General features: G+C 69.7%; 30 protein-coding genes and 1 pseudogene. 21 read left to right on the forward strand and 10 right to left on the reverse strand.

Annotated elements, in window-relative coordinates; translation table 11 throughout:
- Positions 1-95: 95 nt before the first annotated feature.
- Positions 96-2069, reverse strand: coding sequence for an SDR family oxidoreductase (locus tag CFP71_RS34700; RefSeq protein WP_093938172.1), 1974 nt, complete (start codon positions 2067-2069; stop codon positions 96-98).
- A 58-nt stretch (positions 2070-2127) separates the two neighbouring features.
- Positions 2128-2346 (reverse strand): hypothetical protein, encoded by a 219-nt coding sequence (locus CFP71_RS34705; protein ID WP_039922712.1) that lies wholly within the window; start codon positions 2344-2346, stop codon positions 2128-2130.
- Between the two features lie 195 nt (positions 2347-2541).
- On the opposite strand from CFP71_RS34705, the gene CFP71_RS34710 reads away from it, so the two are divergent.
- On the forward strand, positions 2542-3765 hold the full coding sequence (locus CFP71_RS34710) for an NAD(P)/FAD-dependent oxidoreductase (protein WP_093938173.1): 1224 nt from the start codon (positions 2542-2544) through the stop codon (positions 3763-3765).
- Between the two features lie 77 nt (positions 3766-3842).
- Here the strand turns inward: CFP71_RS34710 and CFP71_RS34715 are convergent, their stop codons facing one another.
- The gene (locus CFP71_RS34715) at positions 3843-5108 is read right to left on the reverse strand and encodes a Bcr/CflA family multidrug efflux MFS transporter (RefSeq protein ID WP_093938174.1); all 1266 of its coding nucleotides are present in this window, start codon (positions 5106-5108) and stop codon (positions 3843-3845) included.
- Between the two features lie 230 nt (positions 5109-5338).
- On the opposite strand from CFP71_RS34715, the gene CFP71_RS34720 reads away from it, so the two are divergent.
- Genes CFP71_RS34720 through CFP71_RS34745 form a run of 6 tightly spaced genes read left to right on the forward strand, consistent with a single transcriptional unit; the run spans position 5339 to position 11849 of the window.
- Positions 5339-6199: a fumarylacetoacetate hydrolase family protein gene (locus tag CFP71_RS34720; RefSeq protein WP_093938175.1), complete on the forward strand. Its 861-nt coding sequence runs from the start codon at positions 5339-5341 to the stop codon at positions 6197-6199.
- On the forward strand, positions 6199-7503 hold the full coding sequence (locus tag CFP71_RS34725) for an enolase C-terminal domain-like protein (protein ID WP_093938258.1): 1305 nt from the start codon (positions 6199-6201) through the stop codon (positions 7501-7503). Before CFP71_RS34720 ends, CFP71_RS34725 begins: the two co-directional genes overlap by 1 nt.
- Positions 7496-8254, forward strand: coding sequence for an SDR family NAD(P)-dependent oxidoreductase (locus tag CFP71_RS34730; protein WP_093938176.1), 759 nt, complete (start codon positions 7496-7498; stop codon positions 8252-8254). The genes CFP71_RS34725 and CFP71_RS34730 overlap by 8 nt, the downstream gene beginning before the upstream one ends.
- Before the next feature lie 27 nt (positions 8255-8281).
- Entirely contained in the window at positions 8282-9319 is a 1038-nt protein-coding gene (locus tag CFP71_RS34735) for a sugar ABC transporter substrate-binding protein (protein WP_167406378.1), read from the forward strand.
- Entirely contained in the window at positions 9316-10836 is a 1521-nt protein-coding gene (locus tag CFP71_RS34740; RefSeq protein WP_093938178.1) for a sugar ABC transporter ATP-binding protein, read from the forward strand. The genes CFP71_RS34735 and CFP71_RS34740 overlap by 4 nt, the downstream gene beginning before the upstream one ends.
- Complete coding sequence (locus tag CFP71_RS34745) at positions 10833-11849, forward strand: ABC transporter permease (protein ID WP_093938179.1); 1017 nt, start codon at positions 10833-10835, stop codon at positions 11847-11849. Before CFP71_RS34740 ends, CFP71_RS34745 begins: the two co-directional genes overlap by 4 nt.
- A 105-nt stretch (positions 11850-11954) precedes the next feature.
- On the opposite strand, the gene CFP71_RS34750 is transcribed toward CFP71_RS34745, so the two are convergent.
- A complete protein-coding gene (locus CFP71_RS34750) occupies positions 11955-12665 on the reverse strand; it encodes a FadR/GntR family transcriptional regulator (RefSeq protein ID WP_093938180.1) in 711 nt (236 codons plus the stop codon).
- Between the two features lie 106 nt (positions 12666-12771).
- Here CFP71_RS34750 and CFP71_RS34755 point away from each other — a divergent pair, with 106 nt between their 5' ends.
- The 3 genes from CFP71_RS34755 to CFP71_RS34765 are packed head-to-tail and all read left to right on the forward strand — an operon-like array spanning position 12772 to position 14860.
- Positions 12772-13074: an L-rhamnose mutarotase gene (locus CFP71_RS34755; RefSeq protein ID WP_093938181.1), complete on the forward strand. Its 303-nt coding sequence runs from the start codon at positions 12772-12774 to the stop codon at positions 13072-13074.
- On the forward strand, positions 13071-14039 hold the full coding sequence (locus CFP71_RS34760; RefSeq protein WP_093938182.1) for an aldo/keto reductase: 969 nt from the start codon (positions 13071-13073) through the stop codon (positions 14037-14039). Before CFP71_RS34755 ends, CFP71_RS34760 begins: the two co-directional genes overlap by 4 nt.
- On the forward strand, positions 14036-14860 hold the full coding sequence (locus CFP71_RS34765; protein ID WP_093938183.1) for an amidohydrolase family protein: 825 nt from the start codon (positions 14036-14038) through the stop codon (positions 14858-14860). The genes CFP71_RS34760 and CFP71_RS34765 overlap by 4 nt, the downstream gene beginning before the upstream one ends.
- A gap of 186 nt (positions 14861-15046) precedes the next feature.
- Here CFP71_RS34765 and shbA read toward each other — a convergent pair whose 3' ends face one another.
- From shbA to CFP71_RS34785, 4 genes are all read right to left on the reverse strand, one after another.
- Positions 15047-15703, reverse strand: coding sequence for an RNA polymerase sigma factor ShbA (gene shbA / locus CFP71_RS34770; RefSeq protein WP_167406379.1), 657 nt, complete (start codon positions 15701-15703; stop codon positions 15047-15049).
- A 250-nt stretch (positions 15704-15953) separates the two neighbouring features.
- Positions 15954-16256, reverse strand: a complete 303-nt coding sequence (locus CFP71_RS34775) for a DUF202 domain-containing protein (RefSeq protein WP_093938184.1) — start codon at positions 16254-16256, stop codon at positions 15954-15956.
- Complete coding sequence (locus CFP71_RS34780) at positions 16253-16603, reverse strand: YidH family protein (RefSeq protein ID WP_093938185.1); 351 nt, start codon at positions 16601-16603, stop codon at positions 16253-16255. Before CFP71_RS34780 ends, CFP71_RS34775 begins: the two co-directional genes overlap by 4 nt.
- 10 nt (positions 16604-16613) lie before the next feature.
- Positions 16614-17069, reverse strand: a complete 456-nt coding sequence (locus tag CFP71_RS34785; RefSeq protein WP_093938186.1) for a GtrA family protein — start codon at positions 17067-17069, stop codon at positions 16614-16616.
- 170 nt (positions 17070-17239) lie between these two features.
- Between CFP71_RS34785 and CFP71_RS34790 the strand changes: the two are divergent.
- Positions 17240-17440: pseudogene (locus CFP71_RS34790) on the forward strand (hypothetical protein); the annotation flags it as partial.
- A gap of 96 nt (positions 17441-17536) precedes the next feature.
- Positions 17537-17848: a hypothetical protein gene (locus tag CFP71_RS34795; protein ID WP_005153325.1), complete on the forward strand. Its 312-nt coding sequence runs from the start codon at positions 17537-17539 to the stop codon at positions 17846-17848.
- An 18-nt stretch (positions 17849-17866) separates the two neighbouring features.
- Here CFP71_RS34795 and CFP71_RS34800 read toward each other — a convergent pair whose 3' ends face one another.
- Positions 17867-18991 (reverse strand): glycerate kinase, encoded by a 1125-nt coding sequence (locus tag CFP71_RS34800; RefSeq protein ID WP_093938188.1) that lies wholly within the window; start codon positions 18989-18991, stop codon positions 17867-17869.
- The gene (locus CFP71_RS34805; RefSeq protein WP_093938189.1) at positions 18988-19953 is read right to left on the reverse strand and encodes a 2-hydroxyacid dehydrogenase; all 966 of its coding nucleotides are present in this window, start codon (positions 19951-19953) and stop codon (positions 18988-18990) included. The genes CFP71_RS34800 and CFP71_RS34805 overlap by 4 nt, the downstream gene beginning before the upstream one ends.
- 214 nt (positions 19954-20167) lie before the next feature.
- Between CFP71_RS34805 and CFP71_RS34810 the strand changes: the two genes are divergently transcribed.
- Genes CFP71_RS34810 through CFP71_RS34850 form a run of 9 tightly spaced genes read left to right on the forward strand, consistent with a single transcriptional unit; the run spans position 20168 to position 26798 of the window.
- A complete protein-coding gene (locus CFP71_RS34810; RefSeq protein ID WP_093938190.1) occupies positions 20168-20977 on the forward strand; it encodes a CoA transferase subunit A in 810 nt (269 codons plus the stop codon).
- Entirely contained in the window at positions 20974-21729 is a 756-nt protein-coding gene (locus CFP71_RS34815) for a CoA-transferase subunit beta (protein WP_093938191.1), read from the forward strand. The genes CFP71_RS34810 and CFP71_RS34815 overlap by 4 nt, the downstream gene beginning before the upstream one ends.
- Positions 21726-22904 (forward strand): thiolase family protein, encoded by a 1179-nt coding sequence (locus CFP71_RS34820; RefSeq protein ID WP_093938192.1) that lies wholly within the window; start codon positions 21726-21728, stop codon positions 22902-22904. The genes CFP71_RS34815 and CFP71_RS34820 overlap by 4 nt, the downstream gene beginning before the upstream one ends.
- Positions 22905-22931: 27 nt before the next feature.
- Positions 22932-23666: a protocatechuate 3,4-dioxygenase subunit beta gene (pcaH, locus tag CFP71_RS34825; protein WP_093938193.1), complete on the forward strand. Its 735-nt coding sequence runs from the start codon at positions 22932-22934 to the stop codon at positions 23664-23666.
- Positions 23666-24214, forward strand: a complete 549-nt coding sequence (gene pcaG / locus CFP71_RS34830) for a protocatechuate 3,4-dioxygenase subunit alpha (RefSeq protein WP_093938194.1) — start codon at positions 23666-23668, stop codon at positions 24212-24214. The genes pcaH and pcaG overlap by 1 nt, the downstream gene beginning before the upstream one ends.
- Positions 24207-25004 carry a 3-oxoadipate enol-lactonase gene (gene pcaD / locus CFP71_RS34835; RefSeq protein WP_093938195.1) on the forward strand — a complete coding sequence of 266 codons (798 nt, stop codon included), beginning with the start codon at positions 24207-24209 and terminating at the stop codon, positions 25002-25004. Before pcaG ends, pcaD begins: the two co-directional genes overlap by 8 nt.
- Positions 25001-25405: a 4-carboxymuconolactone decarboxylase gene (pcaC, locus tag CFP71_RS34840; protein WP_093938196.1), complete on the forward strand. Its 405-nt coding sequence runs from the start codon at positions 25001-25003 to the stop codon at positions 25403-25405. Before pcaD ends, pcaC begins: the two co-directional genes overlap by 4 nt.
- A 9-nt stretch (positions 25406-25414) precedes the next feature.
- Complete coding sequence (locus tag CFP71_RS34845) at positions 25415-26236, forward strand: IclR family transcriptional regulator domain-containing protein (RefSeq protein WP_093938197.1); 822 nt, start codon at positions 25415-25417, stop codon at positions 26234-26236.
- Positions 26229-26798 (forward strand): nucleotidyltransferase family protein, encoded by a 570-nt coding sequence (locus tag CFP71_RS34850; RefSeq protein WP_093938198.1) that lies wholly within the window; start codon positions 26229-26231, stop codon positions 26796-26798. The genes CFP71_RS34845 and CFP71_RS34850 overlap by 8 nt, the downstream gene beginning before the upstream one ends.
- Positions 26799-26872: the final 74 nt, after the last annotated feature.

Raw genomic sequence — 26872 nt, forward strand, 5'->3', positions numbered from 1 at the left:
CACTGCCTCGGCCCGTGCCCGCCGACCCCCCGGCGTATCGGAAACCGATGGTAGCGGCCGGGGGCGTCCCCCGATCGAGCCCGGCGGCGAGGATGTCAGGGACGACGGCGCCAGACCAGCCTGGTGACCGCGCCCGCCACCGAGGCGAGCGGAGCCTTCCGGGGCAGGCCACGGGATTCCGGTGCGGATTCGGGCATTGCGCGGTAGACGAGGTGAGCGAAGAACCGCGCCGTCTTGGGTGCGACGAGCGTCACCAATTCGGCCGCGGTGCCTTCGGGCAGGTTCAGGATCTCCGGTCGTTTCTCCAGCGCCTTCACCACGAGCGCGGCGGCGCGTTCGGGCGAGCTCGACGGCATGCCGCGGTAGGACCCGGTCGGCGTGATCATGTCGGTGCGCACCAGCGGCATCCGGACCGAGGTGAAGGTGACGCCGTCGGAAAGCGTTTCCCGGCCGGCGGTCAGCCCGAACTCCTCCAGCGCCGCCTTCGAAGCCAGGTAAGCGGAAAACCGCGGCGTGTCGGTCTGGAGTCCTTGGGTGGTGACGTTGACGACGTGGCCGAACCCGCGCGCGGTCATCGACGGCAGCAGGCCCAACGTCAGCCGCACGGGGCCGAAGTAGTTGATCGCCATCGTGCGCTCGTAGTCGTGGAACCGTTCGGTGGACAGCGAAAGCGAGCGCCGGATCGAGCGGCCGGCGTTGTTGACCAGCATGTCGACGGCGCCGTGCGCGGCGAGGACGTCCTTGACGAGAGCGTCGACGGCGCCGCCGTCGGTGAGGTCGCACGGATACGCCGACGCCTTCCCGCCCGCCGCGACGATCTGCTCGCGGACCTCTTCGAGTTCGTCGGCGCGCCTGGCCACGAGGATCACTTCGCCGCCCTTCGCGGCGACGGCGAGCGCGGACGCGCGGCCGATCCCCGACGACGCACCGGTGATCAGCACCTTGCGGCCGTCGAGCGGCTCCGGCCCCGGACGGCGCCGGCCGCGATCGGGGTCCAGGTGCGCGAGCCAGTACCGGTAGAGCGGGCCGGCGTACTCCTTCAGCGGCGGCAAGGTGATGCCGCTGCCTTCGAGAGCGGCCGTCGTCGCGCTCGTGTCGAAGTCGACCTCCATGCTCAGATGGGGCAGGACTTCGAGCGGGACGCCGAGTTCCGCCAGTACCGCCGAGCGGGCCGAACGCCCGCCGGGGACCCGGTCGAACCCGGCCGCCGCGGACCTCGCCAGCCGGGTTCCGGCGCGTTTCAGCGCTCCGGACGGCCTGGCGGGGAGGACGGCGGAGATCTTCGGCCCGCCCGCGGCCCGCGCGAAGGCGTTGTAGACCTCGTGCAGAGGCTGGGGCCGCGGCGAAGCAAGGTGGTACGTGCTGCCACTGGGCGCGTCGACGTGCATCAGGTGTTCCATCGCTTCGACGACGTAGTCGACCGGCACGATGTTCGTGGCGCCGAGATCCGGCGCGGCCAGCGGGAGACGGCGGGGCAGCGCGGCGAGCCGCGAGATCGCGGGGAGGAAGTAGTACGGGCCGTCGATCTTGTCCATCTCGCCGGTGCGCGAATCGCCGGCCACGGCGGACGGCCGGTACACGCGGAACGGCGTTTTCCCGTGCCGTCGCACGAGTTTCTCGGCCTCGAACTTCGTCGCGTGGTACGGCGACGCGAAGCTCTGGCCGAGGTCGAAGTCGGCTTCGGTGAAACGCCCGGCGTACTGCCCGGCGACCGCGATGGAAGAGACGTGGTGGAAGAGCCCGGCGTTCGCGGCGGCGGCGAACTCCAGGACGTTCCGGGTGCCGTCGACATTGGCCGCGCGGTTCGCCGCCTCGTCCGCGGTGAGGTCGTAGATCGCGCCGAGGTGCACGACGTGGTCGAGGGGACCCAGGCGGGCGGGATCGATGCCCAGCGAGGGTTCGGTCAGGTCGCCGGTGACGGGAACGAGCTTCTCGTGGCTCGGGAGCTTCCCGCGCGAGGTCTCCCTCACGAGAACATGGACGGCTACGGTCTCAGGTCGCCGTAGTAGGCGCGCGACCAGGCGTTTACCCAGAAAGCCCGTCGCGCCCGTCACGAAGTAGGTGGTCATGGCCGGCTCCTTCCGAACGGGGCCGACTCTACCTACTCAGAAGTAGGAACGGTAGTTGTCATTCACTGTGATCCGGATGCTCGGCCACCGCGACCACGGCGTCGCGGAGCGCGGCGCGCAGGCGGCCCACGTCCAGCGGCCCGAGTACGGCGGCCTCGCCGGGCGGAGCCACGAGCACGATCTTGTCGCTGCTCACGAACACCGTCACGTCCCGCCGCCTGCCCGCGAGATCCCGGCAGCCGACCGACCATTCGTCCCGCGGTGCCAACGTCCTCATCCTCCCGTATCCCATGGTCTCCCTTTCTCGTCCGAGGCTGGGACGGGCCGGTTTCGGGGCCGTGACGCCGGTTACCCCACATTCCTACTGATGGGTTAACCGGCCCTTCGGATCGTGATCGACTTCCGGTTTCGCTAGGCCGGACGTGGGGGAACCGGGGTAGCGTCCGAGGGAACGCCTGCCCGGGAGGTCTTTGTGTCCGAACCCAGGAAGATCGTCATCGTCGGTGCCGGCCTCGCGGGAGCGACGGCCGCCGGGACGCTGAGAGAACGTGGCTACGCGGGGGAAATCCTGCTGCTCGGTACCGACACCCACCGCCCGTACGAGTTACCGCCCTTGTCCAAGGGGCTGCTGATGGGCAACACCGATGAACCCGATTGGGTGCACGACGCGGGTTTCTACGACGAGAAGGACATCGCTTTCCGGAGCGGTGCCACCGCGACCAGGATCGAGCTCGGCTCGCGGCTCGTGCACGACGACGCGGACGGCGAGCACCGCTTCGACCGTCTCGTGCTCGCGACCGGTTCGCGGCCGCGGTCGTTGCCGGTGCCCGGCGGCGACCTCCCCGGGCTGCGGACCCTGCGCACCCTCGACGACGCGCTCGCGCTGCGTTCGGCGCTCAAGGACGCCGCCCGGGTGGTGATCGTCGGCGCGGGCTGGATCGGCAACGAGGCCGCCGCGGCCGCGAGGGAACACGGCGCCGAGGTGACCGTGGTCGATCAGGTGGGTTCGCCGCTGCTCGCGGTGCTGGGCGAGCAGGTGTCCGGCGTCTTCAAGGACCTTCACACGGCGCACGGGGTGAACTGGCGGCTCGGCGAAGGGGTCGCCGGGTTCACCGGTGGCCCGGACGGGGTGACCGGCGTACGTCTTCAGAGTGGTGACGAGCTTCCCGCGGACGTCGTGCTGGTGGCCGTCGGCGCCGCCCCGCGGGTCGACCTCGCGCACGCGGCCGGGCTGGAACTGTCCGACGACGGCGGTGTCTGCGCCGACGCCGGTCTGCGGACGGCCGCGCCCGACGTCTACGCGATCGGCGACATCGCCGCGCAGTTCCACCCCCGCTACGGGAAACGCGTCCGCGTCGAGCATTGGTCGAACGCGAAGTGGCAGGGCGAGCACGTCGCGGGGAACCTGCTCGGCGAGAACGAGCCGTACCTGAAGAGCCCGTATTTCTTCTCGGACCAGTACGACCTCGGCTGCGAGTACCGCGGCCTCGCCGATCCCGAAACCGACGAGCTCGTCGTGCGCGGCGACCTCGCGGCGCGGGACTTCACGGCGTTCTGGCTGCGGGACGGGCAGGTGACGGCCGCGATGAACGTCAACCAGTGGGACGACGGGGACGCGCTGAAGGCCCTCGTCGAGGGCCGCGCGACGGTGACGGCTGAGCAGCTGAAGACGGCTGAGCTGAAGTCCCTCGCCTGATATTCCGGGCGGATGTCATGAGGGGTCCCCATGGGACGTAATTCGTCCCATGGGGACCCCTCATGACACGCGCGAGGTCAGGCCTCCTGAGCCACCAGGGACGCCGAAGCAACCGAAGCACCGGAAGACCGCGTCATGGTCCCGAAAGCCAGCAGGGCGAGAACGCCGAAGGCCGCCATCACGATCCCCATCGGGACCGCGGTCCCCGGACCGCCCAGTCCGACCAGCGGCGTCGCCAGCCCGCCGACGACGAACTGGAGCACCCCCAGCAGTGCCGACGCCGAACCGGCGGACCGGGCCTGCTCGGCCAGCGCCAGCGAACTCGCGTTCGGCGCCACCATGCCGATGCTCGACACCAGGATGAACAGCGGGATCAGCAGCCCGATCAGGCCGAGGTCCAGCACCGTCGCGGCCAGCACGCCGAACCCGGCCACCGCCGCGATGACGAGGCCGACGGTCAGCAGTTTCCGCTCCGGGAACCGGCCGACGATGCGCCCGTTCAGCTGGCCGACGGCCACGATGCCGATGCCGTTGAGTCCGAACACCAGGCTGTACGCCTGCGGGCTGAGCCCGTAAACGCCCTGGAGCGCGAAGGACGAGCCGGAGATGTAGGCGAACAGGCTGCCGAACATGAGCCCGGAGGCCAGCGCGTAGCCGAGGAAAGCGCGGTCGCGGAGCAGGCTCCCGTACTTCCGCAGCACCGAACCGAAGCGCGCCGGCGTGCGGCGTTCCTCGGGCAGGGGTTCCGGCAGCAGGAAGAAGACGACGGCGAGCAGGATCGCGCCGAACACGGTCAGGCAGACGAACACGCCGCGCCACGACGTCCAGTTCAGGATCTGGCCGCCGACGATCGGCGCCAGGATCGGGGCGAGCCCGTTGACCAGCATCAGCAGCGAGAAGAACTTCGTCATCGCGGTGCCGGAGTAGAGATCCCGCACGGTCGCCCTGGCGATCACGATGCCCGCCGCGGCGCCGAACGCCTGGACACCGCGGGCGGCGATGAGCAGTTCGGCGGTCGGGGCGATGGCGCACAGGATCGAGCCGACCATGTAGAGCGCGAGCCCGGCCACTAGCGGTTTGCGGCGGCCGATCGCGTCGGACAGCGGTCCGAGGATCAGCTGGCCGATGGCGAGCCCGATGATGAACGCGCTCAGCGTGAGCTGGACGGTGGCGTCCGCCGCGCGCAGTTCGCCCGCCATCTGCGGCAGCGCGGGCAGGTACATGTCGATGGACAGGGGCCCGAAGGCGGACAGGCCGCCGAGGATCAGGACGAACCGGGCACGGCCGGTGGTACTCGGTCGTGGCGCGACGGTTTCTTCCACTCGCTCGGGCGCGATGGTCATGCTCGTTCCTTCCCCAGTCATGGTTCCGCGAGGAACAACTTGCTTAGAGTAGGTAACTATTCCCACTGTGAGTCTTGCCACCCGGACTTCGCAAGACTGATCCGATCAATTTTCGGCACAAATCCCGGTGACCCCTAGATCTCGCCGAAGGTCGTCGGGTATACATCGGATGTCTGTTCGTTGCTGTTGGAGCCGTTGATTGTTGACGGTTCGGCCGGAAGGGAAAATCCGTGCAGCTGTTGCGTCTCGGGGAGCCGGGAAGTGAGCGTCCGTTCGTACGTGCCGGGGATGGCACGGTGCGCGACCTCTCCGGCCTGACCTCCGACATCGATGGCAGCTTCTTCGCGAGCGACGGTGTCGCCAGGGTCGCGGCCGCGCTGGCCGCCGGTGAGCTGCCCGAAGCCGGTCCCGAATTCGCGGGTGCCAGGGCCGCCGCGCCGATCGCGCGGCCGGGCAAGGTCGTCTGTATCGGCCTCAACTACCGGCAGCACGCCGAGGAGTCCGGCGCCGAGGTCCCGACCGAGCCGGTCGTCTTCATGAAGGCCCCCGACGTCGTCGTCGGCCCCGAAGACGACGTGCTGGTGCCGCGTGGCTCGACCAAGACCGACTGGGAGGTCGAGCTCGGCGTCGTCATCGGCAAGACCGCGCGCTACCTCGAAAGCGTCGAAGAAGCCCTCGAGTGCGTCGCCGGGTACACGGTCTCGAACGACGTGTCCGAGCGCGAGTTCCAGCTCGAACGCGGCGGCACCTGGGACAAGGGCAAGTCGTGCGAGAACTTCAACCCGCTCGGCCCGTGGCTGGTCACCGCCGACGAGGTGCCCGACCCGCAGGACCTCGGCCTGCGGCTGTGGGTCAACGGCGAGAAGAAGCAGGACTCGTCGACCAAGGACATGATTTTCACGGTCGCCGAGATCGTGCATTATCTGAGTCGGTTCATGGTGCTTCGCCCTGGCGATCTCATCAACACCGGTACCCCGCAGGGCGTCGCGCTCGGTCAGCCCGATCCCAAGCCGTATCTGCGGGAAGGTGACGTCATCGAGCTCGAGATCGACGGCCTCGGCCGCCAGCGCCAGAACGTCAGGCAGGCGTGATGGCGAAGATCGTGGGCATGGAGGTGCTCGACGTCCGCTTCCCCACCTCGCGGGAGCTGGACGGTTCGGACGCCATGAACCCGGACCCGGACTACTCGGCCGCGTACGTCGTGCTGCACACCGACGGCGGCCCGGACGGCTACGGACTCGCCTTCACCATCGGCCGCGGCAACGACGTCCAGGCCGCGGCGATCCGCGCGCTGGAGCCGCACGTCGTCGGCCTGGACGTGCCGACCGACGCGGCGGCGCTCGGGGCGCTGTCGAGGGCCCTGGTCGGTGACTCGCAACTGCGGTGGCTGGGCCCGGAAAAGGGCGTCGCGCACATGGCGATCGGCGCGGTGGTCAACGCCGCGTGGGACCTCGCCGCGCGTATCGCCGGGCTCCCCGTCTGGCGGTTCGCCGCCGGGATGTCGCCCGAGGAACTGGTGTCCCTCGTCGACTTCCGCTACCTGTCCGACGCACTGACCGAGCAGGAGGCGCTCGACATCCTCCGCGCCGCCGAGCCCGGCCGCGCCGAGCGGATCGCCAAGATCGAGCGCGACGGATACCGCGCGTACAGCACTTCCCCCGGCTGGCTCGGGTACTCGGACGCGAAACTCGCCCGGCTCGCCGAACAGGCGGTCGCGGACGGCTTCGAAATGATCAAGCTCAAGGTCGGCGGCGATCTGGAGGACGACGTCCGCCGGATGAAGATCGCCCGGGAGACCGTCGGCGCGGACATCCGGGTCGCCGTCGACGCGAACCAGCGCTGGGATGTCTCGTCGGCGATCGCCTGGATGACCGAGCTGGCGCCCTACGACCCGTACTGGATCGAGGAACCCACCTCGCCGGACGACGTGCTCGGGCACGCCGCGATCGCCAAGGCGCTCGCCCCGATCCGCGTCGCCACCGGTGAGCACGTCCAGAACCGCGTGGTGTTCAAGCAGTTGCTGCAAGCCGGCGCGATCTCGGTGTTGCAGCTGGACGCCGCCCGGGTCGGCGGGTTCAACGAGAACCTCGCGATCCTGTTGCTGGCGGCCAAATTCGACGTCCCGGTGTGCCCGCACGCCGGTGGGGTCGGGCTGTGCGAGCTCGTGCGTCACCTGTCGATGTTCGACTTCGCGGCCGTGTCCGGTTCCGACGCCGACCGCTCCATCGAATGGGTCGACCACCTCCACGAGCACTTCACCGACCCGGCGGTCGTGACCGGCGGCCGCTACCTGGCGCCTTCCGCGCCGGGCTTCTCGGCCCGGATGCACGACGCGACCCTGCGCCGCTTCACCTTCCCCGACGGTCCGGAATGGACGGAGATCGACAGTGAGTGATTTCGAAGGCCTCGTGGCGGCCGTCACCGGCGGCGCCTCCGGGATCGGCCGGGCCACCGCGGACCTGCTGGCCGCGCGCGGGGCGACGGTCGCGGTCCTCGACCTGAAACCGGACGACCTTCCCGAAGGCCTCACCGGGTTCCGCTGCGACGTCGGTTCCGACGACGAGGTCCGCGCGGCGATCGACGCGGTCGCCGAACGCTTCGGCAGGCTCGACGTCCTGGTCAACAACGCGGGGATCGGCGCGCAAGGCGACGTCACCTCCAACAGTGACGACGAATGGCACCGGGTGCTGGACATCAACGTCGTCGGCATGGTGAGGCTCGCGCGGGCGGCGTTGCCGCATCTGAAGAACTCGCCGTCGGCCGCGATCGTCAACACCTGTTCGATCGCCGCGTGGGCGGGCCTGCCCAACCGCGCGCTGTACTCGGCCAGCAAGGGCGCGGTGCTCTCGCTGACCCTGGCGATGGCGACCGACCACCTCGCCGACCGGATCCGGGTCAACTGCGTCTGCCCCGGCACCGCGGACACCCCGTGGGTCGGCAGGCTCCTCGACTCCGCCGGCGACCCGGAGGCCGAACGGGCCGCGCTGGCCGCCCGTCAGCCGATGGGACGGCTGGTGACCGCGGCCGAGGTGGCCAACGCGATCGTGTACCTCGCCAGTCCGCTGTCGGCTTCGACCACCGGCACGGCGCTCGCTGTCGACGGAGGTATGTACGGGCTGCGTCCGCGCGGCCCGGTCCAGCACTAGGTTCCGGCTGTCATCAAGGAGGATGCGGTGCGTACGAGGGTGATCAAGGTGGCCGCCGCGGCCACCGCGCTCGGGCTGGCCCTGTCGGCCTGTGGATCCACGAAGGACAACGCGCCGAAGCCGGGTGCCGGCGGTGGCGGCAAGGTCGGCGCGACGATCCCGTTGCTGACCTCGCCGTTCTGGCAGGCCTACAACAACTACGTACCGCTGAAGGCGAAGGAACAGGGCGTCGAGTCGCTGCCGACGGTCAACGCCGACAGCGACTCGGCGAAGCAGATCACCGACGTCAACACCTTGCTGAACCAGGGCGTCAAGGGGCTCGTCGTGACGCCTCTCGACTCCGCCGCCGTCGTGGCGGGCCTCAAAGCCGCGGAGAACAAGGGCGTCCCGGTCGTGGCCGTCGACGTCGCGCCCGAGAGCGGCAAGGTCGCGATGGTGGTGCGCGCGGACAACAAGGCGTACGGCACCAAGGCCTGCGAGGCGATCGGCGCGAAGGTCACGTCGGGCAAGGTCGTGCAGGTCATGGGCGATCTCGCCTCGGTCAACGGCCGCGACCGCTCCGAAGCGTTCCGGGACTGCATGAAGACGAAGTTCCCCGGTGTGCAGGTGCTGGAGGTCGCCGCCGAGTGGAAGGCGGACAAGGCCTCGTCCGGTTTGGACAGTCTGCTGACCGCCAACCCGGACATCAAGGCCGTGTACATGCAGGCGGGCGGCGTCTACCTGGCGCCGACGCAGCAGGCGCTCAAACGCAAGAACCTCTACTTCCCGGTCGGCGACCCGAAACACGTCGTGCTGGTCAGCAACGACGGCATCCCGCAGGAACTAGCCGCGATCCGCGCGGGCGAACTCGACGCGACCGTCTCCCAGCCCGCCGACGACTACGCCAAGTACGGCATGTACTGGATCAAGAAGGCGATGGCGGGGGAGACCTTCAAAGCAGGGCCGACCGACCACGGCAGCACGATCGTCGAGGTCCGGCCGGGAATCCTGGAGGACCAGCTTCCCGCGCCCGTCGTCACCAAGGAGAACGTGGACGACAAGGCTCTCTGGGGGAACAACCTGTGAGCGCGCTGCCCGCCGGGTCCGCCGCCGTGCCGGTGGTCAGCGCACAGGGCGTCGGCAAACGCTACGGCCCGACCGTGGCGCTGTCCGACGTCAGTCTCACCGTCCACCCCGGCGAGTCGCACGCGCTCGTCGGGCGTAACGGGGCCGGGAAGTCGACGCTGGTCTCGATTCTCACCGGACTGTCCAAAACGGACACCGGATCCGTCGAGTTCGGCGGTGTCCCGGCGCCGCCCTTGTCCAGACAGGACGACTGGAAACGCGCGGTCGCCTGTGTCTACCAGCACGCGATGGTCGTCCCGCAGCTGACCGTCGCGGAGAACCTGTTCCTCAATCGCCAATCCGGCAAAGGCTTCGCGATCGGCTGGCAGCGGTTGCGCCGCCAGGCCAGGGAACTGCTCGACTCCTGGGACGTCGGTGTCGACGTCGACACCCCGGCGGGCGAGCTTTCGGTCGAGGACCGGCAGTTCGTCGAGATCGCCAGGGCACTGTCGTACGGCGCGCGGTTCATCGTGCTCGACGAACCGACCGCGCAACTGGACAGCCAGGCGATCGAGCGGCTTTTCGAGCGGATGCGCCAGATGCAGGCGAACGGGGTGACGTTCCTGTTCATCTCGCATCACCTCCACGAGGTGTACGAGGTGTGCCAGGCGGTCACCGTGTTGCGCGACGCCAAGCACATCCTGACAGCGCCGGTCTCGGAGGTCGGCCGCGCCGGGCTGATCGACGCGATGACCGGCGAGCAGGGCGGGCTTTCCGTCCGCGACGCCTCGGCGCGTGAGGCGCTGGCGCCGGACGCCGGCGAGGTGCTGACCGTCGACGGGCTTACCGGCGACGGCTTCGAGGACGTGACGTTCCGGATCCATCGCGGTGAGGTGATCGGGCTCGCGGGCAGCAACGCCAGCGGCAAGCACCAGGTCGCCGAAACCGTGTACGGCCTGCGTTCGCCGGTCTCCGGCACCGTCCGGGTCGACGGGAAGCCGCTGAAGCCGGGTGACATCCCGGCCGCGATCCGCGCCGGGATCGGCTGTGTCCCGAGGGATCGGCACCATGAAGGTCTGGTACTGGAGCACTCCATCGCCGACAACGCCACACTGTCCATTTTGGACCGCTTGGGCAAGGGCGGCCTCGCGTCACCGGGCACGCGGTATTCGAAAGCGACGAAGGCTTTGCGGGACTACGACATCGTCGCGGCCGACGCCGATCAGCCGGTTTCCGACCTTTCCGGAGGCAACCAGCAGAAGGTCGTCCTGGCCCGCGCGCTGGCCGGGGATCCGCGCCTGGTCGTGCTGATCAACCCGACCGCGGGCGTGGACGTGAAATCGAAGGAGGCGCTGCTCGCGGTCGTCGACCGGGTGCGGGCGGAAGGCAAGGCGGTGCTGATCGTCAGCGACGAACTGGACGATCTCCGCCTCAGCGACCGGGTGCTGGTGCTGCGGGCGGGCGCCGTGGTCGCCGAACACCGCGCGGGCTGGTCCGACGGCGACCTCGTGGCCGACATCGAAGGAGTCGAACGGTGACCGAGTTGATGACCGACCCGAAGACTTCGTCGTTCGCGGCCCCGCCGCGCCGCCGGAAGTTCCGCTGGCTGCGCGAACTCGCGCTCGTGCCCGCGCTCGTCGTGGTGCTGATCATCGGAGGATTGATCAGTGACACGTTCCTGACCTTCGGCAGCATCGTCGGGATCCTGTCCGCCTCGGCGGCGCTGTCGATGGTGGTGCTGGGCGAATCGCTCGTCCTGCTCACCGGGAAGTTCGACCTCTCGCTGGAATCCACCATGGGCATGGCGCCCGCGCTCGGCGCGATGCTGGTCATCCCGGTGGCGTCCTCGGGCTTCGGTACCGAGATCCCCGGTTTCGCGGGCGTCCTCGCGGTGCTGGTGGCCGGCGCCGCGATCGGTTTCGTGAACGGGTTCCTGATCATCAAACTGAAGCTGAACGCCTTCATCGTCACGCTGGCGATGCTGACCGTGCTGCGCGGCACGCAGATCGGGTCGACCCAGGGGAAGACGCTGTTCGACCAGCTGGACGTGTTCACCGCGCTGGCGACGACGACGTTCATCGGGCTGCCGATGTCGGTGTGGCTGGCCGCGGCGCTGTTCACCGCTTTCGGGCTGGGGCTGCGGTATCACCGGATCGGCCGAGCGCTGTACGCCATCGGCGGCAATCGGGAAGCCGCGCGGGCCGCCGGTATCCGCGTCGACCGGATCTCGTGGGGCGTCTTCGTCGTGGCCGGGGTGCTGGCCGCGCTCGGCGGGCTCGCGTACACGGGTTACGTCGGCGCGCTCGGCGCGGATCAGGGCGACGGGCTCATCCTTCAGGTGTTCGCCGCTGCGGTGATCGGCGGTGTCTCACTGGACGGTGGGAAGGGCACGCTGGTCGGGGCGCTCACCGGGGTGCTGCTCCTGCAGACGGTCACCAACCTGCTGCAGGTCGCGCAGGTGCCGCCCGAGTGGCTGAAGGCGATCTACGGCGTGATCATCCTGGTCGCGTTGATCATCTCCCGCTACGCGAGCGGGAAAGCCCAGACGTAGGCGCCAGGACTGCAATGAAGGGGCCTTTCATTGCAAATTTTGCGATGAAAGGCCCCTTCATTGCACGGCCGGAAGGCGTTTCGAGGACAGATGGAGAGTGCGGTGTCAGGAAAGTTCGGCGGCCGCGGTGGGATCGTCCGCCGTGCCCAAAGCGTTGCGGAGCCATTGCTCCACCCCCGCGACGTGCACGGTGGCCCAAGAACGCGCGAGTTCGGGTTCGCGGGCGGCGATGGCTTCGTAGATGGCCGTGTGCTGCTCGCGAGTCTTGGCGACAGCGCCCTCCTGGGTGAGCCCGCGCCAGATGCGGGCGCGCGCGGTGGGGCCGGACAGGCTGTCCAGCAGCGAGCACAGCACCGGATTGCCGGAACCGTCGGCGATCTTGCGGTGGAATTGCAGGTCGTTGGCGACCAGTGCCTCCACCGTCGGCGAATCGGCCAGCTCGTCGAGCAGGCGGCCTAGTTCCGCGATGTCCTCGTCGCTCATGTGCATCGCGGCCATCGCCGTCGCCGCCGGTTCGAGGATCCGGCGGACGGCGAGGAAGTCGAGCACGGTGTCGTCGCGGTGGAAGTCCACCACGAACGTCATCGCGTCGAGGAGGAGATTCGGTTCGAGGCTGGTGACGTACGTTCCGTCGCCCTGGCGGACGTCGAGCACGCGGATCAGGCACAGCGCCTTCACCGCTTCGCGCAGCGAACTGCGGGACAGGCCGAGCCGCTGGGCCAGTTCGGCCTCTTTCGGCAGCCTGTCGCCCGGAGCAAGCTCGCCGGAGATGATCATGTCCTTGATCTTGTCGATCGCGACATCGGTGACCGGCATGTTCCACCGCCCTCCCCGAAGACCTCGGATGTTTGAGTGTCAGTCGACAGAGTGCCATGTTTCGAGTTGAGGAGGCGCGGTGACCCACGGTGTCGCACTACAAAGAGTGGCACTCCACACCCGGCTGAAGCCGGGCAAGGAGGCCGAATACGAGTCGGTCCACGCCGTGATCCCGTCTGACCTGGACGAAGCCCTGCGTGGCGCGGGCGTGCGTTCGTGGCGGATCTGGCGGGACGGGCTCGACCTGTTCCACGTCGTCGAAGTGGAGGACTACGCGAAGATGCGCGCGGTCCTGCGCGACCATCCGGCCAACATCCCGTGGCAGGCACGGATGTCGGAACTGCTCGACGTCGAAGACGACTACTCGGGCGGCGATTCGGGCCTCGGCCTGGTTTGGGAGCTTCCGTGAAGATGTCCCTGTCCCCATTGGGGCTCGGCTGCGCGCAGCTGGGCAACCTGTACCACGCCATCACCGACGAGACGGCCGAAGCGACCGTCCGGCAGGCGTGGGACGAAGGGATCCGCTACTTCGACACGGCCCCGCACTACGGTCTCGGGCTTTCGGAACGACGGCTGGGCGCGGCGCTTTCGTCGTATCCCCGCGCGGATTTCGTGGTGTCGACCAAGGTCGGCCGCGTGCTGGAACCCGATCCCGGTGGCGCTTCGCGCACGGATTCGCAGGGTTTCGTCGTGCCGGCGGCGTACAAGAGACGCTGGGACTTCAGCCGCGACGGGATCCTCCGGTCGCTTGAGGACAGTCTGGAACGCCTCGGGCTCGACCGCGTGGACGTCGTCTACGTGCACGACCCGGACGAGCATTTCGAGGACACCGTCGGCGGCGCGTTCCCCGCGCTGCTCGAACTGCGGGAGCAGGGCGTCGTCGACGCCATCGGGGCCGGGATGAACCAGGCGCCGATGCTCACGGAGTTCGTCCGCCGGTTCGATCTCGACGTGATCCTGCTGGCGGGCCGGTACACCTTGCTGAACCAGCCCGCGCTCGACGATCTTCTCCCGCTGTGCGCGGAACGCGGCGTGGACGTGGTGGCAGGGGGCGCGTTCAACGCCGGGATCCTCGCCACCTCGTCGCCGGGCACGATGTACGACTACGCCGAGGCACCCGCCGAACTGGTCGAGCGGGCGCGGCGGATCGCCGAGGTCTGCGAGCGGCACGGTGTCGAGCTCCCGCAGGCCGCTCTGGGGTTGCCCGCCGCGCATCCGGCGGTGGTGTCCGTCGTCGTCGGCGCGCACGATCCCGGCCAGGTCCGGCTCAACGCCGAACGGTTCCGCCGTCCGGTGCCGCGCGAGTTGTGGACGGACCTGATCCGTGCGGGACTGTTGCGTGAGGACACCGTGCTACGAGAGGACCGGCCGTGATCGACGCGCATCACCATCTTTGGGATCCCTCACGGCGGGACTACCCGTGGATGACGGGCACGGCGCTGGACCCGGTCCGCCGTCCGTACACAGTGGACGATCTCCGCGCGGTGACCGAGGCGGCCGGGGTGAAGGGGACCGTGCTGGTGCAGACGGTCTCGTCGGAGGAGGAGACGCGCGAGTTCCTCTCCGTCGCCGTCGCCGAGCCACTGATCGCCGGTGTCGTCGGCTGGACCGACCTCACCGCCCCGGACGTCGCCGAGCGGGTGGCCGCGTTTTCCGGTCCGCTGGTGGGAATCCGGCATCAGGTGGAGAACGAGCCGGACCCGTCGTGGCTGACGCGGCCCGACGTCCTGCGCGGTCTCGCCGCGCTCGGCGAGGCCGGGCTGGCCTACGACCTGCTGGTGAAGCCGCCTCAGCTCCCCGCGGCCCTCGCCGCCGCGAAAGCGTTGCCGGATCAGGTTTTCGTACTCGACCACGCCGCGAAGCCGCCCATCTCCTCGGGCCAGTGGCAGCCGTGGGCGGACGGTGTCGCGGCGTTGGGCGAGCTGGACAACGTGTACTGCAAGCTTTCGGGCCTGGTGACCGAAGCGGACTGGGCGCGGTGGAAGGTCGGGCAGCTGGCGCGCTGGGCCGAGCACGTGCTGGAGTCCTTCGGGGCTTCGCGGCTGATGTTCGGCTCCGACTGGCCGGTCTGTGAACTCGCGGCCGCGTACGAGGTCGTCGTGGACACGGCGTTCTCGCTGACGGGCTCGTTGACCGACGCCGAGCGGCTGGAGTTCTTCGACGGCACCGCGCGGCGCGCCTACCGGCTTTCGTGAGTTCCGCCTTCAATCACGCGAGATCCGGCCTCGATCACGCGAGTTCCGCTTTCGATCACGCGAAGCCGGCATGCGGAAGTATGACAAAGAACCGGCCGAAAGCCGGTTCGAGGAAGAAAGTGGGCGGCGCGGGGTCCGGGCGCCTGAGAGCCGCCGATCAACGACCTGCGGCAGGGGGAGCAAAGATCAGAATTCGTCCTGCTTGACCATCGTCCGCAGACGGGCCAGTGCGCGGTGCTGCGTCACACGCACGTTGCCGGCGGAGATCCCGAGGGCCTCGGCGGTCTCGGCGGCCGAAAGGCCGACGGCGATGCGGAGGGCGAGGATCTCCTGCTGCACCCGCGGAAGGGTGGAGAGCAGGCGGTTGAGCCGGGCGCCGAGGTCCAGGTGCAGGGCGTGGGTTTCGGGTTCGTTGTCGCCGATGGGCCGTTCCGGCAGTTCCGGTACCGGTTCCGACCGGTCACGGGAGACCGCGCGGTAGGCGTCGGCGACCTTGTTGGCGGCGATGGCGTGCACGAGATAGAGGAACGAGCCGCCGCGATCCTGATAGCCGGGCAGTGCCTTCAGCACCGCCATGCACACCTCCTGCGCGACGTCGTCCGCCGACAGGTAGGACAGGTCGCGGCCACCCATTCTGGCGCGGCAGTACCGGACCACGACGGGGCCGATCATCCGCAGCAGGGACTGGATCGCGGCGGGATTCCCGTCGCCCGCGTCCTTGACGAGGGGGTCGAGATCCTCCTTGGTCAGCCGTCCGCCCGGTCGAGGCAGGTTCTCCGGAGTCGTGTATCCGGGGACCGCATCTGGGGTGACGGTTCTGGACGCGCTGGTGGTTGCTTGCATGGTCGTCCTCCCCGGCCGACCCTGCGACGTTCGTTGTCGAGGGGCCAACACTCCGTAACGATTGAAGGCGGCAGGTGCTCCAGAAGATCAGCTCTACCTGCCGCCGTTGCGACGCAGCGTAATCGTAGGCGTCGATCGGACGGCAGTAAAGATTTCAACTAGAGATAGCCCATTAGACGGAGTCGGCTTAATACAACCGAGACTCTGCGTCGCGAAAAAGGCCCTCGGGGTCGCAGCACGTGCGCGCCGCTTAGCGCACCGCGACCAAGGCCACCGCGGTCGCTACGACGAGTGCCGTCGTTGTGACAGCAAGGATCGGGTTAAGTGGTTTCGGGGTTTCGGCCCTGCGCAGTGCTCGTTCACGGATCGAGCCGATGGCGACGAAGGTGATCACCATGGTGCCCGCGAACACGACCGGGACGACCGTCGTCCCCCAGCCTCGCCGGGCGGCCGTGTGCAAGAGCAGGAGTGTGCAGGCAGTAGCCGCGAGCGCGGTGCGGCGCCAGGCCAGTCCGGTTCGTTCCGCTTGCGCTCCGTGATCACCCGAACTCACGAAAAGACCACCAGGGCGGCGGCCGTCAGGGTGATGGCGAGGATCCCGGCGGTCAGCAGGATCAGCATCCCGCTCTTCGGCAGCGGCCGTCCCGCGCGCATCGCCGTCTGCACCTGCCGCCAGCGCGGATACGCGCTCGCCGCGAGTACGGCGGCCAGCACGACGCACAGCCCGGCGAGGACGGTGCTCAGCGCGTTCGGGTCGGGCACCAGCTGATGGACGGCGACGCCGCCGGCGAGCAGGCCCAGTGCCGTCCGCAGCCAGGCGAGGAAGGTCCGTTCGTTGGCGAGCGTGAATCGGTAATCGGGTTCCGAACCGCCGTCGTGCGGTCCGTTGATCTCTGCCACGTCACGAACACTAAGCCTTGCGGCGCGCGAAGACCCACCAGCGAAGGACCGCGAAGCGCGCGATGCCGCCTACGACGCTCGCCGCGAGCAGGGCGCCGGTCTGCTCCAGCGCGGTCGGCTCGGTGATCACCGCGTCGAGTGACGCGAGCACGATCGACCCGTACGCGGCGTAGAAGGCGAAGGTGACCAGGTCCTGGAAGTGCCGCTTGCCCGCATGACTCTTCCGGGTGGCGAAGGTGACCCGGCGGTGGAACTCGGTGTTCCCGACGGTCGTGACCGCGAGCGCGACCAGATTGGCGGGCTGGGGGCCGAGGACCGGCTGAAGGACGAGGAACAGCACGGCTTGCAGGCCGGTGGCCGCGACACCGGCGACGATGTACCAAGCGGCATGGTGGCCGAGTTCGTGGTGCCGTTCCGGCGCGCGCCGGATGATCCGGTGCCCTGGCGCCCACCTGGTGGTGGTCATACCGACGACGCTACCCCGTTTCACAAACTTGTGAAGCTAATGAACTGGCTGGGAAAGTGTGATCCCGGCGACAGCGCCGCCGTTTGGCCTGCGAAGACGTCGGGTACGCCAGGGAGACCGGGTCGAGTACAGCACGACTCGGCCAGCGTCCGATGAGGAGGGAGCGGCCGATGAGCGACCGTGAAGCGGCTGAGCCGGAAACGTTGAATCCCAGCGAAGCGCTCGACGAGGACGAACTCCGCGTAGACCCGCTCGAAGAAGGCGTCGAGCCGCCCGAGCACTGGAGCGGGGCCGATCGGTTCGGGACCACACCCGCGGAGATCCGCGAGGGTGAGTCGCACGCGATGCGCCTGGCCGAAGAGGAGCCGGACGTCGGCGAGAAATGATCTTCACTCAGACGGCGGGCCATGCCGGGACCCCCTAGCGTGGTCGGTCAAGTGCAAGACCGCGACGAAGGAAGGGCAGAGATGCTTACAGTCACCGAAGCCGCCGCCGAGGCGATCACCGCACTGACCGGGCAGGAAAACGGGCAGGACGGAGGCGGGCTGCGGTTCGCGATGCATTCCCAGCAGGGGGACAGTCCTCAGCTCGCGGTTTCAGTCGCCCCCGAACCGGAAAGCGGCGACAAGGTACTCGGCGCCGACGGCGGCCCGAAGGTGTTCCTGGAGCCCGAAGCGGCCGCGTTGCTCGACGACAAGGTGCTCGACGTCCAGCAGGACGAGACCGGTGAAGTCGCCTTCGCCGTACTCCCGCAGGCTCAGCCCCAGCCTGGCAGCTGAGCCCGGCGGGTTCAGGCTTTAAGTCCGGGCCCAGGCACGGACCAGCTCGCCGGCCCGTTCGCGCAAGAGCTTCGCCGCGTGCGCACGCGCGTGGTCGAGCGAAGGCGCGTGGTCGATGAGGGCGGCGCTGCCCACGACCCCGAGGCCGGCGAGCTGGCTCTGGTCCAGCTGGATCCGTCCGGCCAGCACCATCAGTGGAACGGCGTGTTCCCGCGCACGGGCCGCGATGCCCGCCGGAGCCTTGCCGTCCAGGCTCTGCTCGTCCAGTGACCCCTCGCCGGTGATGACGAGGTCGGCGCGTTCGATCGCGCCCGCGACGCCGGTGAGCCCGGCGATGAGCTGGAAACCGGATTCGACCGTCGCGCCGAGCCCGGCGATCGCGCCCGCCGCGACCCCGCCGCCCGCCCCCGCTCCGGGAAGATCGGAGACGTCGGGGGTCCCGGCGTTGCGCAACGCCCGCGCCCAGTGGGACAGGGATTCGTCCAGCTGCTCGACCTCACGCGGGCCCGCACCCTTCTGCGGGCCGAAGATCGCGGCCGCGCCGCGGGCTCCGAGCAGCGGGTTCGTCACGTCGGTGGCGACGGCGACCTCGACGGAGCCGAGCCGTTCGCGTACCGGGCCGAGTTCGGCCGAAGCGACGCGGCCGAGGGTGCCGCCGCCGAGTCCGACGGGCGCGCCGAACGCGTCGAACACCCCGGCGCCCAGCGCCGCCAGCATCCCGGCGCCGCCGTCCGTGCTCGCGGTCCCGCCGACGGTCAGCACCAGCCGTCGCGCGCCGTTGTCGAGCGCGTGCGCGAGGAGTTCGCCGACGCCCCAGGTGTGCGCGGCGAGCGCCACGTCCGGGCTCGGTTCGACGAACTCGATCCCGCACGCGCGGGCCGACTCGATGTAGGCCGTCCCGTCCAGCAGCACGTAGCTCGCGTCGACGGAGTCGTCGAGCGGACCGCGGACCGGGAGTTCCACGAGCCGCCCGCCCGCGGCGACAAGGACGTCGAGCGTCCCTTCGCCGCCGTCAGCGACCGGGCAGGACGAGACCTCGGCCTGGGGAAGCGCGTCGCGGACGCCGTGGGCGATCGCCTCCGCGGCCTCGACCGCGGTCAAGCTTCCCTTGAACTTGTCGGGCGCGATGACCACACGAGTCATGGACGAACCTCCGTCAGCGGGTTTCCGCCGGTGAGCACCGACGCGACGTTCTCGGCCGCGAGCACGGCCATGGCGGTACGGGTTTCGACCGTCGCCGATCCGAGATGCGGCGTCAAGACGACGTTTTCGCGATCCAGAAGGCGTGGCTCGACCTCGGGTTCGGCCTCGAACACGTCGAGGGCGGCCCCGGCGATCTCCCCGGCTTCGAGCGCGTCCGCCAGCGCCGCCTCGTGGACGACGGGACCGCGGGTGGTGTTGATCAGGTACGCGCCCGGTTTCATCGACCTCAGCGCGTCCGCGTCGATGAGGTGCCTGGTCTCCGGGGTCAGCGGGCAGTGCAGGGAAACGACGTCGGAAACCGCCAGCAGTTCTTCGAAGGGCACGTACTTCGCGCCCAAGGCCTTCTCGACGTCTTCGGCCGCCCGCGATCGTCCCGAGTAGACGATCCGCATGCCGAAAGCGAGCGCCCGCCGTGCGACCGCCTGCCCGATCTTGCCGAGCCCGACGATCCCGAGTGTCTTGTCCCGCACCGAGGAGCCCAGCAGGAAACCCAGGTGGAACGACCACGGGGTGCGCGAGCGGATCAGCCTTTCGCCCTCGCCGAGCCGTCGCGTGACCGCGAGGATCAGCCCGAACGTCAGATCCGCGGTGGCGTCGGTGAGCACGCCCGGGGTGTTGGTGACGGTGATCCCGCGTCCGGCCAAGGCGGGGACGTCGATGTTGTCGTAGCCGACGGCCACGTTCGCGACGACCTTCAGGCCGGAGCCCGCCGCGTCGGCGACCGAACCGTCGATCCGGTCGTGCAGCATGCCGACGATCGCCGACGCGCCGCGGACGAACTCGCGCAGCTCGTCCGGCGTCAGCGGCCGGTCGGCGCGCGACAGTTTCACTTCCCCGGCTTCGGCGAGCACTTTCAGCGCTTCGTCGGGGATCCACCGGGTCACCGCGATCGTCGAGGTCACCGCGTCAGCCTAGTGGGCGGCGATTGGTATCCCAAACGTGAGAATCCCCGTCATGAGGGAGGTGCTTCCCCTGCGCGGGGGAGTCGTCACCCGCGCGGCGCGGCCGGGGATCGGAGGCGATCGCCGCTCCGAAGAGGAGTGCGCCGCCCGGCCGAACCGTGCTATGTTCATATGCAGAACATGTGTGCGCGATACGAACAAGCCGGGAGTGCGGATGGCGGAGCTGCTGTCGTTGAAGGAGGCCGTGGCGCGATTGGTGCGCGACGGGGACACCGTCGCGCTCGAGGGCTTCACGCATCTCATCCCGGTGGCGGCCGGTCACGAGATCATCCGCCAGCGCCGCACCGGTCTGACGCTGGTCCGCATGACCCCCGACATCGTCTACGACCAGCTCATCGGCGCCGGTTGCGCGAGCAAGCTGATCTTCTCCTGGGGTGGTAATCCCGGCGTCGGCTCGCTGCACCGTTTCCGGGACGCGGTCCAGCATTCGTGGCCGGTGCCCTTGGAAATAGAGGAACACAGTCACGCGGGCATGGCGAATCGGTACGTCGCCGGTGCTTCGGGACTCCCGTTCGCCGTCCTGCGTGGCTACACCGGTACCGATCTCCCCGCGCACACGGACACGATCAAGCCCATCACCTGCCCGTTCACCGGCGAGCGGCTCGCCGCCGTCCCCGCCCTCAACCCGGACGTGACGATCGTGCACGCCCAGCGCGCCGACAGGTCCGGCAACGTCCAGATCCAGGGCATCACCGGAGTGCAGAAGGAGGCGGTGCTGGCGGCGAAACGGTCGCTGGTCACCGTCGAGGAGGTCGTGGACGAGCTGGAGCCCCGGCCGGGCGCGATCGTGCTGCCCACGTGGGCGGTCACCGCCGTCGCCGAGGTGTCCGGCGGCGCGCGGCCGTCGTACGCGGCGGGGTACTACGAACGGGACAACGACGCCTACCAGGCATGGGACGCGATCGGCCGGGACAGGGAGAGCTTCACCCGCTGGCTCGACGAGCTGACGGGAGTGAAGGCATGACCGAGTACACCTCCGACGAGATGATGAGCGTCGCCGCGGCCCGCGCGCTCGGCGACGGGATGTCCTGTTTCGTGGGCATCGGCCTGCCGAGCACGGCCGCAAACCTGGCCCGCCGCGGGCACGCGCCGAACCTCACGCTGATCTACGAATCCGGCTGCCTCGGCGCCAAACCGGCCAGGCTCCCGCTGTCCATCGGCGACGGCGAACTCGCCGACACCGCGGACGCCGTGGTCAGCGTCCCCGAGGTCTTCAACTACTGGCTCCAGCCGGGCCGGATCGACGTCGGCTTCCTCGGCGCCGCCCAGCTGGACAAGTTCGGCAACATCAACACCACCGTCATCGGCCCGGATTACGCCAGCCCGAAAGTGCGCCTGCCCGGGGCGGGTGGCGCGCCGGAGATCGCCGCGTCCTGCCGCGAGGTGTTCGTGGTGCTGCGGCAGAGCACCCGCACGTTCGTCGAGAAGGTCGACTTCGTGACATCGTTCGGGCACGGCACCGGCAAGGGCGACCGCGAGCGGCTCGGCCTGCCCGGCGCCGGGCCGACGCTGGTGGTCACCGACCTCGGCCTGATGCGGCCCGACCCCGAGACCGCCGAGCTCACGCTCACCGAAGTGCACCCCGGGGTCGACGTCGATCAGGTCGTCGAGGCGACCGGGTGGAAACTGAAGGTGGCAGGCGACCTGGGAACCACCCCGGCGCCGACCGAGGCAGAACTCCGCATCCTCCGAGACCTCAAAAGGGCGAGCGCATGACCGACGTCTTCCTGTTCGACGCCATCCGTACCCCGTTCGGCAAGTACGGCGGCGCGCTGTCCGGGGTCCGCCCCGACGACCTCGCCGCTACCGTGCTGCGGGCCCTGGCCGAGCGCAACGACCTCGACCCGGCCACCGTGGACGAGGTCGTGCTCGGCGACGCCAACGGCGCCGGCGAGGACAACCGCAACGTCGCGCGGATGGCGGCGCTGCTGGCGGGCTGGCCGACGACAGTGCCCGGTGCCACCGTCAACCGGCTCTGCGGCTCCGGCCTCGACGCCGTGATGCAGGCGAGCCGGTCGGTGCAGGTCGGTGACGCTTCGCTCGCCGTCGCGGGCGGGGTCGAGTCGATGAGCCGCTCGCCGCTGGTCATGCAGAAGCCGGAGAAGGCCTTCCCGGCGGGCAACCAGACCCTGCACTCCACCGCCCTGGGCTGGCGCATGGTCAACCCGAAGATGCCCGAGCAGTGGACGGTCTCCCTGGGTGAGTCCACCGAACTGCTCGCCGAGCGCTACGGCATCGGCCGCGACGAGCAGGACGCGTTCGCCGTCCGCAGCCACGTCAACGCCGCCCGGGCCTGGGACGAAGGGTTCTACGACGACCACGTCGTCCCCGTCGAGGGAGTCGAGCTCACGCGTGACGAAGGCATCCGGCCGGACTCCAGCCCGGAAAAGCTCGCGAAGCTCAAGCCCGTCTTCCGTCCACAAGGGACGGTCACGGCCGCGAACGCGTCACCGCTGAACGACGGCGCGTCCGCGTTGCTGCTCGGCGACGAGGCGGCTGGGAAACGGCTCGGCAAGGCACCGCTGGCCCGGATCGCCGGCCGGGGCGCGGCGGGTGTCGACCCCGACGTCTTCGGCATCGGCCCGGTCCGCGCGGCCGAGATCGCCCTGGAGCGGGCCGGGATCGGCTGGGAGGACCTGGCGGCGGTCGAGCTGAACGAGGCCTTCGCCGCGCAGTCGCTGGCCTGCCTGCGCGACTGGGCGAAACTCGACCCGGGGATCGTCAACGTGAACGGCGGCGCGATCGCGATCGGGCACCCGCTGGGCGCTTCCGGCGGCCGGATCCTCGGCACGCTGGCCCACCACCTGCGCCGCACCGGCGGCCGATGGGGACTGGCGGCCATCTGCATCGGCGTCGGCCAGGGGCTGGCCGTCGTCATCGAAGCCCAGTGACCCACTGACCGCGCTGGAGGGAACACCATGTCCGCACCCGCAGAACTGAGGCTCCCGCGCTACCGGCGCGATCCGGAGGGCACACATCCGCCGCTCGACTACGCCGGTTACCGGTCGACGGCGCTGCGGCACCCCAAGGAACCGCTGGTCGTGCTCCCTCATCTGCTGACCGAGGTCACCGGTCCGGCGCTGGGGCCGGGACGGATCGGCGAGTTCGACAACGACCTCACGAAGGGGCACGAGGGGGAGCCGCAGGGGCAGCGGATCATCGTCACCGGGCGGCTGCTCGACGGTGACGGGCGGCCGATCCGGGATTCACTCGTGGAGGTCTGGCAGGCGAACGCGGGCGGCCGCTACCGGCACACCGGGGACCGCTGGCCGTCGCCGATCGACCCCAACTTCGACGGGGCCGGCCGGACGCTGACCGACGGCGAAGGGCGCTACACCTTCACCACCATCAAGCCGGGCGCGTACCCGTGGAAGAACCACGACAACGCCTGGCGGCCGGCGCACATCCACTTCTCCGTCTCCGGCAGTGCGTTCACGCAGCGGCTGGTCACCCAGATGTACTTCCCGGAAGACCCGCTGTTCTCGCAGGACCCGATCTTCAACTCCATCCCGGACGAGAAGGCGCGGCAGCGGATGATCGCGAGGTTCGACCTGGACCGCACCGAAGCCGAGTGGGCGCTGGCCTTCCAGTTCGACATCGTCGTGCGCGGCCGCGAGGCTTCGGTCTTCGAAGACGAGGAGGACGAGCACTGATGCCGGAGACGACGCCTTCCCAGACCGTCGGCCCGTACCTGTCCATCGGCCTGCCCTGGCCGGACGGGCCGGACGTCGTCACCGCGGACGAACCGGCCGCGATCCGAATCCACGGCCGGGTCTTCGACGGCGCCGGCGACCCGGTCCCGGACGCGATGATCGAGACCTGGCAGGCCGACGCCGACGGCCGGTTCGACCACCCCGACGACCCCCGCGGAGCGGTCGCGAGCGGGTTCCGGGGCTTCGGCCGCTGCCCGACCGACCCCGGCGGCAACTACGAGATCCGGACGATCATGCCCGGCCCGCTGCCCGGTCCGGCCGGCAGCACGCAGGCGCCGCACATCGACGTCTCGGTGCTCGCCCGCGGCCTGCTGCATCGCGTCGTCACCCGGATCTACTTCGAGGACAACGACAACTCGCGGGATCCGGTGCTGGCCGCGGTCCCGGAGGGCCGCCGGGACACGTTGATCGCCACCAAGACCGGCGAGGGCTATCGGTTCGACGTCCGGTTGCAGGGCGAGGGGGAGACGGTGTTCTTCGATGTCTGAGCAGGTAAAGGTGCACAGTGCTGTAAAAGTGCACAGCGTCGCGGAAGGGCCCGCGGATGGCCCTGTCGTGGTGTTCAGCGGATCGCTCGGCAGCGATCACCGCATGTGGGATCCGCAGGTGAAACCTTTGGTGGAGAAGGGTTTCCGGGTGATCCGCTACGACACCCGCGGGCACGGCGCGTCCCCGGTGCCGCCCGGGCCGTACACGCTCGCGGATCTCGGCGGGGATCTGCTCGCTTTGCTCGGCGAGCACGGCGTCGAACGAGCCCACGTCGTCGGGCTCTCGCTCGGCGGCATGACCGCGATGTGGCTCGGCGTGAACGCGCCGGACCGGATCGAGAAACTCGTGCTGTGCTGCACGTCCGCGAAACTAGGGCCGCCGAGCATGTGGGCGGACAGGGCGAAGACGGTGCGCGAGAACGGCACCGGATCGGTGGCCGAGGCCGGGGTCGGCCGCTGGGTGACGGCCGGGTACGCCACCGCCTACCCCGAGCGGACCGGCTACCTGCGCGAGATGATCGCGAACGTCCCCGCCGAGGGGTACGCGGCGTCCTGCCAGGCCATCGAGCAGATGGACCTCGTCGGCGACCTGCCCAAGATCGCGGCGCGGACCCTGGTCATCGCCGGAGCCGAGGATCCGGCCACCCCGGTCGAGCACGCCGAGGTGATCGCGGGCGGCGTCCCGGACGCGCGGCTCGAGGTCGTCGAAGGTGCCGCGCACCTCGGGAGTTTCGAACAGCCGGAGCGGTTCACCGCGCTGATCCTCGACCATCTGGAGGCGGCCCGATGAGCGACGACCTTTACGAGACCGGCATGCGGGTGCGCCGGGAAGTCCTCGGCGACGCGCACGTCGACAGGGCGGTGGCCCGTACCACCGAGTTCAGCCGCCCGTTCCAGGACTACATCACCCGGGGCGCCTGGGGTTCGGTCTGGTCGCGCGACGGTCTCGACCGCAAGACCCGCAGCTGCGTCACGCTGGCCACGCTCACCGCCCTGCACGCCCACGACGAGCTCGCGATGCACGTCCGCGCGGCGGTCCACAATGGACTCACGGCGGAGGAGATCTCCGAGGTCCTGCTGCACACCGCCGTCTACACGGGCGCGCCCGCCGCCAACGCGGCGTTCGCCGTCGCCCAGCGGGTCCTGGCCGAACTCGGTGAGCCCGCGGCTCAGGAAAAGGAGGGCGGTTAGGGTTCTCCTATGGACGAAGGCGAGGTGACCGAGCGCGGAGCGCACCATGTCCAGTCGCTGGAGCGCGGACTGGCCGTGATCAAGGCGTTCAACGCGGACGCGTCGGAACTCACGCTGAGCGACGTCGCCCGCTCCACCGGGCTGACCAGGGCCGCCGCCCGCCGGTTCCTGCTCACCCTCGTCGACCTGGGATACGTGCGCACGGACGGCAAGTACTTCTCGCTCACCGCCCGGGTCCTCGAACTCGGCTACTCGTACCTGTCGAGCCTGTCGCTGCCGGAGGTCGCCCAGCCGCACCTCGAACGGCTGTCCGCCGAGGTGCACGAGTCCAGCTCCGTCTCCGTGCTCGAAGGCCTGGACATCGTCTACGTCGCGCGCGTGGCCGTCTCGCGGATCATGACCGTCAGCATCAACGTCGGCACCCGCTTCCCGGCCCACGCGACGTCGATGGGTCACGTGCTGCTGGCCGACCTCGAAGGCGAAGACCTGCACGGCTACTTCGACGCGGCCAAGCTCGAAAAGCTGACAGCGCGCACGCTGACCAGGCAACAGGACCTGATCGCCGAGCTGGAAAAGGTCTATCGGCAGGGTTACGCGATGGTCGACCAGGAACTCGAAGAGGGACTCCGCTCGATCGCCGCGCCGATCCGGGACCGGCGGGGCAAGGTCGTGGCCGCGGTCAATCTCTCCACCCACGCCAGCCGGACGACGCCCGAGTCGGTCGAGCACGAACTGCTGCCGTCACTGCTCGCGGCGGCGCGCGCCATCGAAGCCGATCTCGCCTCGGCTCCGCCGACCAAGGCAGGACACCCGAAAGCAGGACATGGCTGAGGTCGCCGGGCTGCTGCTCGCGGCCGGGGCCGGACGCCGGTTCGGCGGGCCGAAGGCGTTGGCCGTCCTCGACGGTGAGCCGTTCGCCATCCGCGCGTTGCGAGTACTCGCCGACGCCGGCTGCGCGCCGGTCCGGGTGGTGCTCGGCGCCGCGGCCGACGAAGTCCGCGCGCTCCTGCCCGAACCCGGGATCGCTGTCGTGGCCGAAGGCTGGGAGTCCGGCATGGGCGCGTCACTTCGCGCGGGACTGAGGGCCTTGGAGGCGACCGAAGCGGAAGCCGCCGTCGTGCATCTCGTGGACTTGCCCGGGGTCGGCGCCGAAGTGGTGCGCCGGGTCGCGGCCGGAGCCGGCGAGAACACCGTCGCGCGTGCCGCCTACGACGGAGTCCCCGGTCATCCGGTCGTACTCGGCCGTCGCTGGTGGCCGGAGATCGTGGCGGGCGCGTCCGGCGACAAGGGCGCGCGGGACTGGCTCAAGGGACGCCCGGATCTGCGGCTCGTCGCCTGCGGCGACCTCGGCACCGGCCAAGACGTGGACCGCCCCGAGGATCTCCCAGGCTGATCTCCGGCACCGTTCCCTCGTGATCAGGCACGGGACTCGAGTCCCGTCTCCGAACACGCGAGTTCCGTCTTCAA

The sequence above is a fragment of the Amycolatopsis thailandensis genome (genome assembly GCF_002234405.1).
GTDB classification, from domain to species: domain Bacteria; phylum Actinomycetota; class Actinomycetes; order Mycobacteriales; family Pseudonocardiaceae; genus Amycolatopsis; species Amycolatopsis thailandensis.